The organism is Anoxybacillus sp. B2M1 (assembly GCF_001634265.1).
GTDB classification, from domain to species: Bacteria; Bacillota; Bacilli; order Bacillales; family Anoxybacillaceae; genus Anoxybacteroides; species Anoxybacteroides rupiense.
This window is the reverse complement of sequence record NZ_CP015435.1, coordinates 3748032-3762575: the sequence shown is the minus strand read 5'-3', so window position 1 is coordinate 3762575 and position 14544 is coordinate 3748032. Positions and strand designations below refer to the sequence as shown.

At 43.4% G+C, this 14544-nt stretch carries 16 protein-coding genes and 1 riboswitch; of the genes, 3 read left to right on the top strand and 13 right to left on the bottom strand.

Features of this window, described 5'->3' with window-relative positions; translation table 11 throughout:
* Positions 1-266: 266 nt before the first annotated feature.
* A complete protein-coding gene (locus GFC28_RS18255) occupies positions 267-1103 on the bottom strand; it encodes a lipoate--protein ligase family protein (protein WP_044744496.1) in 837 nt (278 codons plus the stop codon).
* A 195-nt stretch (positions 1104-1298) separates the two neighbouring features.
* On the opposite strand from GFC28_RS18255, the gene GFC28_RS18250 reads away from it, so the two are divergent.
* Positions 1299-1622, top strand: a complete 324-nt coding sequence (locus tag GFC28_RS18250) for a rhodanese-like domain-containing protein (RefSeq protein WP_275900426.1) — start codon at positions 1299-1301, stop codon at positions 1620-1622.
* A gap of 610 nt (positions 1623-2232) precedes the next feature.
* Here the strand turns inward: GFC28_RS18250 and gcvPB are convergent.
* The 3 genes from gcvPB to gcvT are packed head-to-tail and all read right to left on the bottom strand — an operon-like array spanning position 2233 to position 6144.
* Positions 2233-3687, bottom strand: a complete 1455-nt coding sequence (gene gcvPB, locus GFC28_RS18245; RefSeq protein ID WP_044744498.1) for an aminomethyl-transferring glycine dehydrogenase subunit GcvPB — start codon at positions 3685-3687, stop codon at positions 2233-2235.
* Entirely contained in the window at positions 3680-5026 is a 1347-nt protein-coding gene (gene gcvPA / locus GFC28_RS18240) for an aminomethyl-transferring glycine dehydrogenase subunit GcvPA (RefSeq protein WP_044744499.1), read from the bottom strand. The genes gcvPB and gcvPA overlap by 8 nt, the downstream gene beginning before the upstream one ends.
* A gap of 23 nt (positions 5027-5049) precedes the next feature.
* Positions 5050-6144, bottom strand: a complete 1095-nt coding sequence (gene gcvT / locus GFC28_RS18235) for a glycine cleavage system aminomethyltransferase GcvT (RefSeq protein WP_044744500.1) — start codon at positions 6142-6144, stop codon at positions 5050-5052.
* A gap of 155 nt (positions 6145-6299) precedes the next feature.
* Positions 6300-6388: riboswitch (glycine riboswitch) on the bottom strand.
* Between the two features lie 243 nt (positions 6389-6631).
* Between gcvT and GFC28_RS18230 the strand changes: the two genes are divergently transcribed.
* Entirely contained in the window at positions 6632-8293 is a 1662-nt protein-coding gene (locus GFC28_RS18230; protein WP_369818753.1) for a DEAD/DEAH box helicase, read from the top strand.
* Complete coding sequence (locus GFC28_RS18225) at positions 8280-9074, top strand: YqhG family protein (protein ID WP_044744502.1); 795 nt, start codon at positions 8280-8282, stop codon at positions 9072-9074. The genes GFC28_RS18230 and GFC28_RS18225 overlap by 14 nt, the downstream gene beginning before the upstream one ends.
* A 293-nt stretch (positions 9075-9367) precedes the next feature.
* Here GFC28_RS18225 and GFC28_RS18220 read toward each other — a convergent pair whose 3' ends face one another.
* The 9 genes from GFC28_RS18220 to comGA all read right to left on the bottom strand — a co-directional run bounded on the left by GFC28_RS18220 (position 9368) and on the right by comGA (position 14398).
* Positions 9368-9547 carry a YqzE family protein gene (locus GFC28_RS18220; protein ID WP_044744503.1) on the bottom strand — a complete coding sequence of 60 codons (180 nt, stop codon included), beginning with the start codon at positions 9545-9547 and terminating at the stop codon, positions 9368-9370.
* 24 nt (positions 9548-9571) lie between these two features.
* On the bottom strand, positions 9572-10087 hold the full coding sequence (locus tag GFC28_RS18215) for a shikimate kinase (RefSeq protein ID WP_044744504.1): 516 nt from the start codon (positions 10085-10087) through the stop codon (positions 9572-9574).
* A 352-nt stretch (positions 10088-10439) separates the two neighbouring features.
* Entirely contained in the window at positions 10440-10826 is a 387-nt protein-coding gene (gene comGG, locus GFC28_RS18210; protein WP_044744505.1) for a competence type IV pilus minor pilin ComGG, read from the bottom strand.
* Positions 10823-11281 carry a competence type IV pilus minor pilin ComGF gene (gene comGF / locus GFC28_RS18205; RefSeq protein ID WP_052660993.1) on the bottom strand — a complete coding sequence of 153 codons (459 nt, stop codon included), beginning with the start codon at positions 11279-11281 and terminating at the stop codon, positions 10823-10825. The genes comGG and comGF overlap by 4 nt, the downstream gene beginning before the upstream one ends.
* The gene (gene comGE / locus GFC28_RS18200) at positions 11232-11585 is read right to left on the bottom strand and encodes a competence type IV pilus minor pilin ComGE (RefSeq protein WP_044744507.1); all 354 of its coding nucleotides are present in this window, start codon (positions 11583-11585) and stop codon (positions 11232-11234) included. Before comGE ends, comGF begins: the two co-directional genes overlap by 50 nt.
* Positions 11569-12015: a competence type IV pilus minor pilin ComGD gene (gene comGD, locus GFC28_RS18195; RefSeq protein WP_044744508.1), complete on the bottom strand. Its 447-nt coding sequence runs from the start codon at positions 12013-12015 to the stop codon at positions 11569-11571. Before comGD ends, comGE begins: the two co-directional genes overlap by 17 nt.
* Positions 11999-12295 (bottom strand): competence type IV pilus major pilin ComGC, encoded by a 297-nt coding sequence (gene comGC / locus GFC28_RS18190; RefSeq protein WP_080862312.1) that lies wholly within the window; start codon positions 12293-12295, stop codon positions 11999-12001. The genes comGD and comGC overlap by 17 nt, the downstream gene beginning before the upstream one ends.
* Before the next feature lie 17 nt (positions 12296-12312).
* Positions 12313-13341, bottom strand: coding sequence for a competence type IV pilus assembly protein ComGB (gene comGB, locus GFC28_RS18185; RefSeq protein WP_044744510.1), 1029 nt, complete (start codon positions 13339-13341; stop codon positions 12313-12315).
* Positions 13334-14398, bottom strand: a complete 1065-nt coding sequence (gene comGA, locus GFC28_RS18180) for a competence type IV pilus ATPase ComGA (RefSeq protein WP_044744511.1) — start codon at positions 14396-14398, stop codon at positions 13334-13336. Before comGA ends, comGB begins: the two co-directional genes overlap by 8 nt.
* Positions 14399-14544 lie beyond the last annotated feature (146 nt).

Sequence of the window (14544 nt, the reverse complement as noted above, 5' to 3'; positions counted from 1 at the left end):
CTACATGATCTTTCTGCCTGCAAATTCTGTCTAGATTAAATTACCATACCGCCAGCAAAAAAACAATATATAGTATTATTTTTTTAACAACACCTACTATATATTGTATGATTGGTCAACTCTCTTTCATTTTGTCAAATAAAAAAAACAATAGAAACTAGAGAAAAAAGAAGAAAATCGTTAAAATTCAAGCCATTTTGCTGATAAACGAAGCATTTTGCCAGTTGCCTTTATAAAAAACGGAAAAACGCGGTGGTCGCCCGCGTTTATCGCTTAAAATTCCATTCGTCGCTCTCATATTTTTTTCTAGCGAGTTCGTTGACATACTCAACTTCCGCTTCTGATAGCGTGTATGGCTCCAAAATGATATCAAGGCCTTTTTCAAATCCTTGATAAAACGCTTTCTTTGCTTCCGAAATCGTCACTTTTCGATCGGTGAGCTCATTAATAGCTACCGCTTTATTTTTAAAATTTTGCTGCAGGCGAGCTTTGACTCGCTCGTTCGGATACTTGAATAAGCTAAATAGCAAATCTTCATCTAAATCAAGCAAAATCGAGCCATGCTGCAAAATAACTCCTTTTTGTCTTGTTTGTGCGCTTCCAGCCACTTTTCTTCCTTCCACCACAAGCTCGTACCAAGATGGAGCATCAAAACAGACAGCGGAGCGCGGATTTTTTAAACTAGCCTTTTCTTCCTCCGTTTTTGGGACAGCAAAGTAAGCGTCAAGCCCTAGCAAACGGAATCCTTCTAAAATTCCTTGTGAAATGACGCGATATGCCTCTGTCACCGTTTCCGGCATAGCTGGATGCGCTTCAGACACAATGACGCTATAGGTGAGCTCTTTGTCGTGAAGCACTCCTCGTCCACCTGTCGGCCTTCTGATAAAGCCTAGGCCGCTTTTTCGTACTGCATCCATATCGATTTCTTTTTCAACTTTTTGGAAATAACCAACCGACAGCGTCGGCGGATTCCAGCCATAAAAACGAACGGTCGGCGGAATTTTGCCTTCGCTGTGCCACTCAAGCAGCGCTTCGTCTAAAGCCATATTAAACGCTGGAGAACAATCTCCAGAATCGATAAATCGCCATCTTTCTTTTCCCATTTTCAACCCTTCTTTTTTCCTTATTTGCGCTTATAAGTTTAACAAACAAAAGAAACAAAGAAAAGTGAAAATACTTTGCGTCATAAGCTCGACATCTATATAATAGAAGTTGTCGAAAGTTGAGGAAAAGGGGGCTTTCTGCTCGTGCAGTGGATATGGATTTTGCTTGGCGCCATCATCGTCTATTCAGTAACCATGTACTTTATGCAGCGCAGAATGGTAAAAGCGCTAACAGAAGAAGAGTTTCGCGCAGGCTACCGCAAAGCGCAGCTGATCGATGTACGTGAAGCAGATGAATATGCGTCTGGGCACATTTTAGGGGCGCGCAATATCCCGCTAACGCAAATGCGAATGCGAATGAAGGAATTGCGAAAGGATCAGCCTATTTATTTATATTGCCAAAGCGGGCTGCGTAGTGGAAGAGCAGCACAAATGCTTTACCGCAAAGGCTACCGCGATCTTTACCACTTAAAAGGTGGCTTTAAAACCTGGACGGGAAAAGTGAAGAAAAAAGCTTGATCGGGTGACAGACTGTTTTTGTCACCCTTTTTACTTTCGCATGCAAATAACAGCTCCCGTTGCGCCCTTCTTCCCCCCCTTTTGGATTAGGCCATCCATACTCTTTCCATTTTAACAGCGCCATTTAGTGCCACTGACCGTTCACGATACAAATTTCATTGCCTGTGGCACAATATCCCCCTCAAATAAGCAGGCGACTGGGCGATGAAACAACAGCGCCTTCAGGTCACGCTTTAGTGTGACTTAGCCAATCCACTGATTGTCTTTGACCGTCGATCCTGCTTTTGAATCGACCATATGCTCGATCTTCTCGTTGGGTAAATATCATCCACAAGTGAATCGAAATCATTCATCGCTTATATATAGCAGAGACTAAGTAGATCACTTGATCGACTCTATTCATTGATTGAAAAGTATAAGAATCGGTTTGCAGCCCTAATGGCTTTTAGAAAAAAGCAAACATATACACCTAAAAGAGCAGGCATGCGCCTGCTCTTTTAGATTGTTAACCAACGGGGGTACCTTGTGTCACTGGCTTCGCTCGGCTGCGTTTCTTCACTGCCAATCGTTTCCAATTCGGTCTGTATAAAGCAAAATAACCTTCTCTCTTTTATTTCTGATAGCGTAAAATCGGCTTTCGTGCTGCTGTGGTTTCATCAAGACGCTTCACAACGGTTGTATGAGGCGCTTCTTGCACAATTTCTGGCTTTTCTGCCGCTTCTTTCGCAATTTGAATCATCGCATCAATAAACGCATCAAGCGTTTCTTTAGATTCGGTTTCTGTCGGTTCAATCATCATACATTCCTCAACGATCAATGGGAAGTAAATGGTCGGCGGATGATAGCCAAAATCCAGCAGACGTTTTGCGATATCAAGCGTGCGGACACCGAGCTTCTTCTGGCGTTTGCCTGATAAAACAAACTCGTGCTTGCAATGGCGATCATATGGCAAATCATAATATTCTGCCAAGCGGCGCATCATGTAATTCGCATTTAATACAGCGTATTCGGTCACCGCTTTTAAGCCGTCTGGCCCCATCGAACGAATATACGTATAAGCGCGGACGTTGATGCCAAAGTTTCCGTAAAACGGCTTGACGCGGCCGATCGCCTGCGGTCTATCGTAATCAAAGTAGTAGCCGTTTTCTCCCTTTTCAACGGTCGGCTTTGGCAAAAATGGAATGAAATCTGCTTTGACGCCTACTGGTCCTGAACCAGGTCCACCGCCGCCGTGAGGGCCGGTAAATGTTTTGTGAAGATTTAAATGCACAACATCAAAGCCCATATCCCCAGGTCTTGCTTTACTTAATACCGCATTCAAATTGGCGCCGTCGTAATATAATTTACCGCCAGCGCTGTGCACAATTTCCGCCATCTCTAAAATATTCTCTTCAAAAAGACCTAACGTGTTCGGATTTGTCAGCATCAATGCCGCTGTATCCGGGCCCACTACCCGTTTCAAATCTTCTAAATCGACAAGCCCTTCCTCCGTCGATTTAACGGTGACCGTTTCAAATCCAGCAACCGTCGCCGACGCCGGGTTCGTTCCGTGCGCGGTGTCCGGAACAATCACTTTCGTGCGGTTGAAATCGCCGTTTGCTTCATGATACGCGCGAATCATCATCAGCCCTGTCCATTCTCCATGCGCTCCCGCTGCTGGCTGCAGCGTCACCGCGTCCATTCCAGTGATTTCTTTTAGATGCTCTTGCAAATCATACATAAGTTCAAGTGCCCCTTGCACCGTCTCCTCCGGCTGAAGCGGGTGAAGATGGGCAAAGCCGGCAAGCCGCGCCACGTTTTCGTTAATTTTCGGGTTATATTTCATCGTGCAAGATCCAAGCGGATAAAAGCCGGAATCCACGCCATGGTTGCGTTTCGATAAGGCAGTGTAATGACGCATAATATCAAGCTCCGACACCTCAGGAAGCTCCGCTGCTTCCATGCGAATATAATCGCTTGGAAGCACTTCAGCAACATCTACTGCAGGAACATCCAACTCCGGTAAGCTGTAACCAATTCGTCCCGGTTTGCTTAATTCAAAAATAAGCGGTTGATCTTTATGCATGACAATCCCCCAATTCCTTCACAAGCATGTCGATTTCTTCTTTTGTCCGCAATTCTGTGACCGCTACAAGCATGTGATTTTCTAATTCTGGATAATCGCGTCCAAGGTCGTAGCCGCCGATGATGCCTTTTTCAAACAGCCATTGATTAACTTCCTTCACTGGTTTATTTACCTTGATTACAAACTCGTTAAAGAATGGGCCCGTAAATGGCACTGTAAAACCGCGCTCAACAAAGGCATTTTTGGCATAATGCGCTTTTTGAATATTCATCAACGCCATTTCTTTGACTCCCTGTTTGCCAAGGGCTGTCATCGCTACAGAGGCTGCTAGCGCATTCAACGCTTGATTCGAACAAATGTTAGAAGTCGCTTTATCGCGGCGAATATGCTGTTCGCGCGCTTGCAACGTCAACACGAAGCCGCGGCGACCTTCTTCATCTGTCGTTTGTCCGACAAGGCGCCCAGGTATTTTTCGCATCAACGCTGATTTGACCGCGAAATAGCCGCAATGTGGGCCCCCGAATTGAGCTGGGATTCCAAAAGGCTGCGCATCTCCAACAACAATATCAGCACCAAACGCTCCTGGAGGTGTCAATACCCCTAACGCAAGCGGATTGCTTGCTACAACCAGCATTCCTTTTCCTGAATGAGCAATCGGCTCGATTTCCTTTAATGGCTCAATTTGGCCAAAAAAGTTCGGATATTGTACAATGACGCAAGCGACATCATCGTTCATTTCCTTTTTTAGCATTTCTAAATCCGTCACACCATTTTGCTGCGGAATTTCAACAACTTCAAGCCCTGGACCTTTTGCGTATGTGTTAACGACATCTCGGTATTCCGGATGAACAGCTTTTGACAGCAGGACTTTCTTCTTTTTGGTGTGAGCTGCGCTTAATAAGGCTGCTTCAGCTAACGCGGTGCCACCGTCATACATCGACGAGTTGGCCACATCCATTCCCGTTAACTCACAAATCATCGTTTGGAATTCAAAAATGGCTTGCAGCTCCCCTTGGGAAATTTCCGGCTGATACGGCGTATATGCCGTATAAAATTCCGAGCGGGAGATCACATGATCAACAACAACTGGAATGTAATGATCGTATACACCGGCACCAAGAAATGAAGTATAGCTTTTAAGATCAGCATTTTTGGCTGCAAGCGCTGCCAGCTCTTTCATTAGTTCCGGCTCTGACTTTGCTTGCTTAATCCGATACTCTCCCTTAAAGCGGACGCTCTCTGGGATATCGGAGAACAGTTCATCAATCGACTCGACACCAATGGCTTTTAGCATTTGTTGTTTGTCGTCTTCGGTCATTGGCAAATAACGATGAAGCATAAAATCCTCTCTCCTCTTTTGATCTATTTTGCTCGTTTATAAAATGGTGTAGCGACGACCTTCGCTTTTAAGCGTTTCCCGCGAATATCGACCTCTACCACCGTATCTACATCAGCCCATTCTGTTCGAATCAGCGCCAAGCCAATATTTTTCTTCAATGTCGGCGATTGTGTTCCTGTTGTTACAATCCCGATCCATTCTCCTTCGGAAAACACGTCATACCCATGGCGCGGAATGCCTTTATCAATCATTTCAATGCCGATAAGCTTTCGGCTCGTTCCTGCTTCTTTTTGTTGCTGCAATGTACTTTTTCCAAAAAAGTCGACTTCCTTATTCGTTTTCACAGCGAAACCGAGTCCTGCTTCAATAGGCGTGATGTCTTTAGACAGCTCTTGGCCGTAAAGCGGCAGGCATGCTTCAAATCGAAGCGTATCGCGCGCACCGAGACCGCACGGAAGCACCCCTTCCTCTTTTCCAGCTTCTAAAATCCCATACCAAAGCGTCACCGCATCTTCTGCGCGACAATAAATTTCAAAACCATCTTCACCTGTATACCCTGTACGGGACACAAGGGCCTTTACCCCCTGTAAATCAACATCATCTTGGAAGCCGAAAAATCTCAGCGCAGATAAATCAATAGGCGTTAATTTTTGCAGTACACGCTCAGCAAGCGGTCCTTGCAAAGCAAGCTGTGCGATTTCATCGGAAATATTCACAAGTTCTACATCGCCGAAAAGGTGTTCATGGAGCCAATGAAAATCCTTTTCGATGTTTGCAGCATTAACCACGAGAAGATAATGGTCGTCCGCTTTCTTATAAATAAGCAAATCATCGACCGCGCCGCCATTTTCATAGCACATAAGCGTATATTGTGCCCGGCCGTCTGCTAATTTCGAAACGTCGTTTGTCATCATTTTTTGTAAAAAGGCAAGGCTATCTTTTCCCTTCACCTCAAACTCGCCCATGTGCGATACATCAAATAATCCCGCACGCATACGAACGGCTTCATGTTCTTCTTTAATGCTTGAGAATTGAACAGGCAGCTCCCAACCGCCAAAATCAATCGTTTTTGCCCCGTATTCGGCATACACAAAAAATAAAGGTGTGCGTCTTAGCATATAGAACCTCCTGTCTTAAAATACATAAAAAAGGACAGACGACTCCCACATAAAAAATGCAAAGAAGTCTCTGTCCTTTCACCTGAAAGTTTCCCCGCGTTTAAACACAGGTTTCCCCTTGGGTGGTTCACATGAGTGAACACTCTCCAGAGCTGCGTCAAGCAAGAGTTCTTTTGCCTGAGAGATTCGTGTTGCCACTTGCTCCTTCGGCGCTACAATTTGTAGTCTCTCCCCTTGCTCTCATTCGCCGGTATATAAAATTCGATAAAAATGGTCAAACTATAGGAAAAGCAGGAAAATAATTTTTTTAACTTTCTAATTTATTATTATACTACCATTAACATGCGCATAAGAGCAATAAAAATTCGCTGAAAAACAAGAAAAATAACCGAACTTTTTATTTCGTAACCAAGTAAATAATTAACAATTAACCGCATATTCAATGTTTCATAAATAAAAATGTTCGTTATTAAAGGAGAAGATAATGATGATCGAAATCGAATTTGATTCATCTTGGCAAGAATCATTTGTGGAACGAATCGAAAAGGATGGGCCTTGGGCTAGCTGGGAGATGTACCAGCTGGCATTAGAAGCTGCTGAGCATCTGCTCATTCCAGAGTTTGATGGCTTGCAAGCTCCTAAACATCTGCCTCATCTCACTCCTTTGCCGCATCAGTTGGAGGTTGCAAAGCAGGTGGTTGAACAAATGAACGGCAAAGCAATTTTGGCGGATGAAGTAGGACTTGGAAAAACGATCGAAGCGGGTTTGATTTTAAAAGAGTATATGATTCGCGGATTAGTAAAAAAAGTGCTCATCCTCGTTCCGGCATCCCTCGTTTCCCAATGGGCGATGGAATTAAACGAAAAGTTCTTCATCCCTGCCGTCCCGCAAAAAAAGAGTTACGTTTGGGAACAATGTGATGTCGTTGTGTCATCGATCGATACAGCCAAAAGAAGTCCTCACCGCGACATCATTTACGAGCAGCAATATGATATGGTCATTATCGATGAAGCGCACAAGCTAAAAAATAATAAAACAAAAAATTACGAGTTTGTCCAAAATTTAAAAAAGAAGTTTTGTTTATTATTAACGGCTACTCCTATCCAAAATCGGATAGAGGAAATTTTCCATCTTGTTTCATTGTTGAAGCCTGGACATTTAGGAAATGCCACTTACTTTGCTGAAACATATGGAAAAGAGCGGTCATTACAGACAGATGAGCATTTAAAAGCGCTTGTAAATAAAGTAATGATCCGAAACCGGCGTGCCAATACCGGCATTGAATGGTCGAAGCGCCATGTCGAAACCGTCATGATTGACTTTTCAAAAGAAGAGCGCGAACTATACGAAGCTGTACAAATGCTGAAATCTAATGGCGCTATGCTTAACAGTCAGTTTTCGCTCATCACGATGCTTCGTGAAGCTTGTAGCAGCCGCGAAGCCCTGTTTTTCACCCTTAAAAACATGATCAACAAATACGAAGGAAATATCCCTTCATATTTTCAAGCACTAATGGAAAAAATCAATGCTGTCACTGCCAATTCCAAGGCCGAAAAAGCTTTGGAACTCATTCGCCGCATTGATGACAAAGTCATTATTTTCACCGAATATCGAGCGACCCAATTGTACTTACAATGGTTTTTACAGCAAAACGGCATTTCTTCTGTTCCCTTTCGCGGAGGATTTAAACGCGGCAAAAAAGACTGGATGAAAGAACTGTTTAAAAATCGTGTCCAAGTTCTTATTGCAACTGAAGCTGGAGGCGAAGGAATCAATTTGCAGTTTTGTCATCATGTCATTAACTACGATTTGCCTTGGAATCCAATGCGCCTCGAGCAGCGAATTGGACGTGTGCATCGTCTAGGGCAAACAAAGGATGTTCACATTTACAATTTCGCTGTTAGAAATACAGTAGAAGAGCATATTTTAAAGCTTCTTTATGACAAAATCCGCTTATTTGAACGAGTGGTTGGTGAATTAGACGATATTTTAACTAGAATGAATATGAATAACCTAGAAAATTATTTGCATGATATATTCTTTCATTCACACAATGAACGGGAAATGCAAATCAAAATGGAAAATCTAACTTCTATGATTGATTTGGCTGATCAACTAACAAAGGGGGAGCACTATGCAGCAAAATGACATTCAACAGTTTCTGAAACGCTATTTTCAAACCAACGATTGCAGCATTGTGGAAGAAACGGACGGCCATCTCACAGTCCAACTATCCGTCGAATTAGATAAAGAACTGATGAACCGCCCCTTTTATTGGCATTATATTGAGCGGACAGGCGGCACGCCAGCACCGATGAAGCTAACGCTTATTACGAAGCAAAATGAGCAAACCCGCTCGCTCACAGGAGAGCGGCTTCATTTCGGATCACCTAGACTTCATCAAATTTTTCAGTCGGCGCAGCGCCGCGGCAGCTATATTCGTCTTTATGAACAGGCACAAGCAATCGGGCCATCTTCTATTCCGCTCCATCCTTGGCTTGGTTTAAATATGAGGATCTCCTATCAATGCGATCGAAAAAAAGACCAATTTTTATCTCTTGGCTTACATTTAATCAGCGGGGCGATTGTCGAACAATTTCACGAGAAGCTGCAGCGTCTTGCGCTGACTCCTAAAATTCCTGACTATTGCTTCACCATTTCGCCCATTATTAAACCAAGCAGCGGCATTGGAAGATTAGAGCAATACGTCAAACGCATCATTGACCAAGACGATCATACATGGGCAGAAGAAGCGATCGCACGTTGGCAAGAGGATAAGGCGCTTTTGGACCATTTTTATGAAGATATAGCGGAAAAACCGGAGTGCTACTATATTGAGGAAGAAGCGCTTGAGGAGCAATATAAGCCAAAAATTACCGTTTCTATTATTAACGGAGGGCTGTTTTATTTACAACCGCGCACGGCTTAACTTGACGCTCTTCATTCAACTTAAAGATAGAGCAAGCAGAATCAGAAAAAAAAGGAGGAAACCGTTTCAGCATTTGAAAAAATCACCGCTTTTTTCTTTGTCGTGCGAATGCGGAATATACCTCCAAAAAAGATGGCTTTTTTAAGAAAATAGAGCTCAGATTTGATATCTGAGCTCTTAGGCTGTGAACAAACGGTTTCATATCATGGCAAATATTAAGATGGTAAGTTACATCTATATGATACTTCTTTCGTCTACCATATGAGTCACTTCGCAATCGAGCATTTTTCTCGCTATGATTTTCTTCGCCAAAGAAGTTTAAGGGAAAGAGGAATCATTCCAAATAAGCGATATAAAATCGGCTCCTTTCCTTGCTTTCGCTCTTCCCGTCTTTTTTTCCGTTCTTCCTTTGGCTGATCCATGTAGCGCACCAGTTGTTGAGTAACAAATCGAACATAGTCATTGGCAGACATTCTCACACCGCCTTTTTTTGGCTATTAGTATTTCCATGGCGGATCGTTTTTAATCATTTTCGTGATTTCATCCACAATTTGTTCAATGCTTTGTCCCGTCGTATCAATGATCCAATCCGCTTCTTGATAATACGGCAAACGCTGCTGCCACAGCTCTTCTAAACCTTGACGGTGGTGCTGGGAAAGAAGCGGGCGCGTATCATCATGCTCCAACCTTTTCAAGAGCTCGGCAAACTCACAATGCAAATAAATTACCGTTCCTGTCCGCTTCATCCAATCGCGATTTTCCTTTTGAATGACAATGCCGCCCCCTGTTGTCACAATGATCTTATCAAGAGGCAAGGCGCGCAAAAACTCCCTTTCATATTGCCGAAATGCCGCCTCCCCTTCTTCCGCAAAAATGCGCTTAATCGTTTTTCCGATCTGCTCTTCAATGTATTCGTCTGTATCGATCATCGAAAGGCCTAATCGCTTAGCTAAGCATTGGCCGATCGTGGTTTTTCCAGCTCCCATAAAACCGGTCAAATAAATTCGTTGCATCGTTCGTCTCCTTTTCTTTCGCTTTTTCTCAAACATACCACATCATCGCTGAATGGTGAACTCCCCTCTTATTCGTTTGCTACGCTAAATGCCGCTTGAACTAGAACGAATGGTCTTTGAAAAATCAATAGACGACAATGACGGATTCATATGGCCAAGATCCAAACTGCGCTCGCTTTCGATCGACGAATCAGTCTTTGAAGCGGTTCACAGTTGGATTGCCTGCCTCTGCAAAACCAATGGTCACTCGATATGACGCTCCAACGATAAAAAGCTAAATGCTGTTCATCGCGGCCATTTGTTGGGACATCCTATTTTTTAATGATGGTAGCTTGATACTCTAAAAGATCGATCATAAGCTTTCTTTCCACTCAAGAAGCTCCAAATTGGGGAAGGAGACTGTAAATTCAGCCGTATAGCGAACCCCTTCATTGGAAAAAACAGAAACTTTTGCTTTGACTTGATCGTTGCTTAATTGCTGCCAGCTATATTCCGCTCTGCCATTAGGGTAAACAAACATTCCGTTGTTTGTCTGTTGAGTCGGCACATGGGATGCAATGCTCGCTTTGATGTCGACAACAGCCATTTGCATTAATGAATCCGCCTCATACGATTGTTGCTCAGCTTTAGCAAATTCCAGCTCCATTTCATATAAACGCAGCACATGAAGCAGACAAAAGAGAAAGACACATGAAAACATGACGGTCATCGGAAAAATCATTCCTTTTTCATTTCTCACAGCCGCTTCACCTTTATTGGGAAAAATGTAGAAATAAACGCTGAATAACGTTTTCCGTCGTTCGCTATTACCACTACTTCTACACCATTTTCCTCCAATTTGTACTGAATGCTAGAAATAGATTGGAGGACAATTTCATTCCCTTGACCATTTACTCGCCGACGGATAAACAAGCCATATTGTTCCAAACAAACCTCTTCTCCTCCCCGCTTATACAGATACAGCTTTTCTCCATCGCTCGCAATCTGTCGAGACTCGCGCACCTCTTGCTTTAATTGCTGAAGAAGTACTTGCCATTCCAAACGATTAAACTGTGGCTGCTTCTCTGTCCGCAGCCAACGAATATCCAACAATATTGGAAAAAAGCTAACAATCAACAAAACAGCAGATAGCACAATGAGCATCTCAATAATCGTAAAGCCGCGGCTTTGTCTCACTGTTTTTGTAATATCCACATCTTTCCGCCTTCCTTCCCATATAATCATGCCATTGAATGCAGATTTTCATCACTCCATTTTCGTTGTGACTTCGCAAAACCTTGTATTCTACTCCTTCAACCACAACGGCTTTTTCTATTACTGGCTCCTGATTTCCCATTTCTTTGTTCAGCAGCTGCTGGGCATGGCTCTTTAATGCTTGATTTTGCCGCTCCATCATCACTTGAGTAATAGCTGGTAGCAAGATAGTCGTAACAAACAATAAAAGAGACAGCGCTATAACGGTTTCTACTAAGGTAAATCCTTTACAGCTTTTGTGCATAAAATCTCCCTTTTCCAAGTAAAAATACAACTTTATAAACGGATGACCCCTTTTTAAAAAAGACGGTGCCTGATTTGTTTACATTTCCGTTCGGCAAAAAAGAAAGGGGGCTTTGCAAGGTTGCCAGCTCAATCATCCATGACGAAGGAAGTTGGCGTTCAATCAACGTCCTTCCGAGTGTATAGCTTTCTGTAATCCGATATTTCCTTTGACCATTATAAAAGATGAGCATTACAGCTGTTTTATGAGTAAGTGCATATTGCTGTGCATACAACAAATCATCTGTCAGCTGCTCAATCACGTACTTCTCCTCACTAGCCTGCAAAAATTGATCCATATGCGGGATACAGACCGCTGTAAGAACGCCGATAACCGTTAAAACAACGAGCAGCTCGATTAGGGTAAACCCGCGTTTATTTCTCACCCTCATGCACTTCCCCGCTGCTATCGATATAAATGGTGCGGCCGTTAGGGCATTTATTCGATTTAATATAATTTCCATCAACAAGCTGTCGGATAGTTGGAAGGGTATCATGCTCCATCTGATAGGCCTTAACCTGTGCTTGCACGGTTTTAACAAATGCTTCGCATCCTTTATCGTTAATCATTTGGTTATGCTTGACGATATTGGGAATGGCAATAAGCAATAAAACTGAAATCACCATCAAAACGATAAGCATCTCGATCAATGTGAATCCTTTTTCTTGCATCATCGGTTCCTCCTTTTTCACTTATTCATCGCTTCAAACATCGGCAGCAAAATCGATAAATACATCAAAACGATGAGTAGCCCAATAAACGAAAAGAGGATCGGCTGAATCGTACGTGTCCATTTTTCAAGTTTCTCTTCCAGCTTTTCGAGCACTAGCCGGCTATAATGGAACAGCTCCATCGCCAGCTCGCCATTGGATTGACCGTGACGAATGACAAGCCCTAATTCCTTCTCGTAATAAGATCGGCTGCCAATCATCTCCTCTAATCGTTGTCCTTTAACTAGCTGTTCTTTCAACGCTGCGCCTTCGGCTCTCAAAAATGGAACATTTTCTTGCTTTTCAAATACTTGAAGCGCTTCATAGACAGATAAGCCGCTGTTTAATAAATGACTGAACTGCAAAGCAAATAGATGGGTGTGATATAACATGGAAAGATGACGAACAAAAGGGATGCGAAGATATATTTTGATTTGTTCGATCGGAGGCAGCTTTTTCAGCCAAAAATAGTAACCGGCTATCACTGCGCCAATAAGAAATGAAAGAGCAGTGAAAACAGAGGGGAAAATCGAAAAAAGCTGAAGAATGATTTGGGAAAACGAAAAGCGATGGGAATCCAAAGAGGATGACAACTGCACAAATTGCGGAAGAAGCAATTGCTGAATAAAGGCAAGCATGATCGCAACCGCACAAAGAAGAAAAAGAGGATAGCGAGCTGCTTTGCGAATTCGTTGCCAATAGCGCGCCCTGCTGAGCAGTAATTTCCCTGCTTCCGCCAGTCCTTGAGCTAAATCTCCGTGTTGTTCAGCGAAAAAGATCGATCCTACCGCTTCCGAATGAAAAGAAAGAGCTTCTAGCACTTTATAAAAAGCGAAACCGGAGCGAAGAAGGGAAAGAGCGTGCTGCAAATCGCGACGGCGCAAAACGGGCTGCTGGATTTCTAAAAATTCTATCGCCTGAGATAAGGAATAGCCTTTTTCAAGAAGCTGACCTAACCGCCATAAAAATTGTCCCTGCTCTTGAAGCGGCCATGTTTTTTTACGCATCTTCTATCATCTCTCTTTTGAAAACGGAAGGTGATAAAAAGCCGAGCGCCACTCCTTTTTTCATCATGTGCTGCAGCGTGCGATACCGATACTCCACCTCTTCTCCTCTTGCCGCTTGAATCGCTCTTGCCAGCGCCTCTCCATGCAAACATTCGTAAACGGCCGCTCGTCTGATCTTCCTTTGCCGGCGGCAAAAAGCCGAACACGCTTCTTTGCAAAATGGGCACATCAGTTCAACAAGGCGTTGGGCTGTCACAGCCAGCATCGTTTGTTCGATTTCCCGCCAAGAAACGCCAAACTCCAATAAGCGATAAATCGCACCGATAGCATTTTTTGTATGCATCGTCGATAAGATTAAATGTCCTGTCAAAGCGGCGCGTACCGCGATTTTCGCCGTTTCTTCATCGCGGATTTCGCCGACGATCACGACATCGGGATCATGGCGCAAAATCGCCTTTAGCCCTGTTGCATACGTGATCCCCGCCTTTTCATTGACCTGAACTTGCAACATATTTTCGATCCGTTTTTCCACAGGATCTTCCAAGGTAATGACATTGCGTGGCCACTTTTTCTGACATGCTGCTAACAGCGTATATAAAGTGGTCGTCTTTCCTGAACCGGTCGGTCCCGTAAAAATAAGCAAACCGTGGGAATGATGCAAAAGCGACAGCAATATTCGCGTTGTGCTTGGAAATAAAGCAAGATGTGAAAGAGGAAGAAGTGAGTTGTGAGGAAGGAGACGAATCACGAGGCTTTCATCATAAAGCGTCGGAAGCGTAGATAAGCGCAAGCTGACATGAACTCCGTTTTGAGTGATTTCCATGGCTCCGCTTTGCGGGCGACGCCGCTCTCCAATATCCATATCCGCCAAAAACTTAAAATAAACAAGCAGCCGCTCGTATAACCCCTTTTCCAGCATGCCCTTCACAACGAGCGCTCCATCCATGCGGAACTGGATGAGGGCATCATCTCGTCTTGGAACGATATGAATATCTGAGGCACCGATTTCGCTCGCCTCTTTTACGAGACGATCCGCTAATTGTTCAATTTCGTTCATCCATTCACCCCTTTTCTCTTAGATAGAATCAGCACCAAATCATAAATTCTCCATTTTTCTACAAATTCCTGCATCTTCACCTAAAAAATTTTTGCATCCTTTGATTGATGCGGAAGCAAAATCGTGAATAATTTATGAATTTTGCA

Excerpts from the sequence above, each read along its gene's own strand:
- comGB (WP_044744510.1), bottom strand. The coding sequence starts at position 13,341 with ATGCGTAAAAAAACATGGCCGCTTCAAGAGCAGGGACAATTTTTATGG.
- gcvPA (WP_044744499.1), bottom strand. The coding sequence starts at position 5,026 with ATGCTTCATCGTTATTTGCCAATGACCGAAGACGACAAACAACAAATG.
- comGA (WP_044744511.1), bottom strand. The coding sequence starts at position 14,398 with ATGAACGAAATTGAACAATTAGCGGATCGTCTCGTAAAAGAGGCGAGC.
- comGD (WP_044744508.1), bottom strand. The coding sequence starts at position 12,015 with ATGAGGGTGAGAAATAAACGCGGGTTTACCCTAATCGAGCTGCTCGTT.
- gcvT (WP_044744500.1), bottom strand. The coding sequence starts at position 6,144 with ATGCTAAGACGCACACCTTTATTTTTTGTGTATGCCGAATACGGGGCA.
- comGC (WP_080862312.1), bottom strand. The coding sequence starts at position 12,295 with ATGCAAGAAAAAGGATTCACATTGATCGAGATGCTTATCGTTTTGATG.
- GFC28_RS18250 (WP_275900426.1), top strand. The coding sequence starts at position 1,299 with ATGTACTTTATGCAGCGCAGAATGGTAAAAGCGCTAACAGAAGAAGAG.
- GFC28_RS18255 (WP_044744496.1), bottom strand. The coding sequence starts at position 1,103 with ATGGGAAAAGAAAGATGGCGATTTATCGATTCTGGAGATTGTTCTCCA.
- GFC28_RS18230 (WP_369818753.1), top strand. The coding sequence starts at position 6,632 with ATGATCGAAATCGAATTTGATTCATCTTGGCAAGAATCATTTGTGGAA.
- gcvPB (WP_044744498.1), bottom strand. The coding sequence starts at position 3,687 with ATGCATAAAGATCAACCGCTTATTTTTGAATTAAGCAAACCGGGACGA.
- GFC28_RS18220 (WP_044744503.1), bottom strand. The coding sequence starts at position 9,547 with ATGTCTGCCAATGACTATGTTCGATTTGTTACTCAACAACTGGTGCGC.
- GFC28_RS18215 (WP_044744504.1), bottom strand. The coding sequence starts at position 10,087 with ATGCAACGAATTTATTTGACCGGTTTTATGGGAGCTGGAAAAACCACG.
- comGE (WP_044744507.1), bottom strand. The coding sequence starts at position 11,585 with ATGCACAAAAGCTGTAAAGGATTTACCTTAGTAGAAACCGTTATAGCG.
- GFC28_RS18225 (WP_044744502.1), top strand. The coding sequence starts at position 8,280 with ATGCAGCAAAATGACATTCAACAGTTTCTGAAACGCTATTTTCAAACC.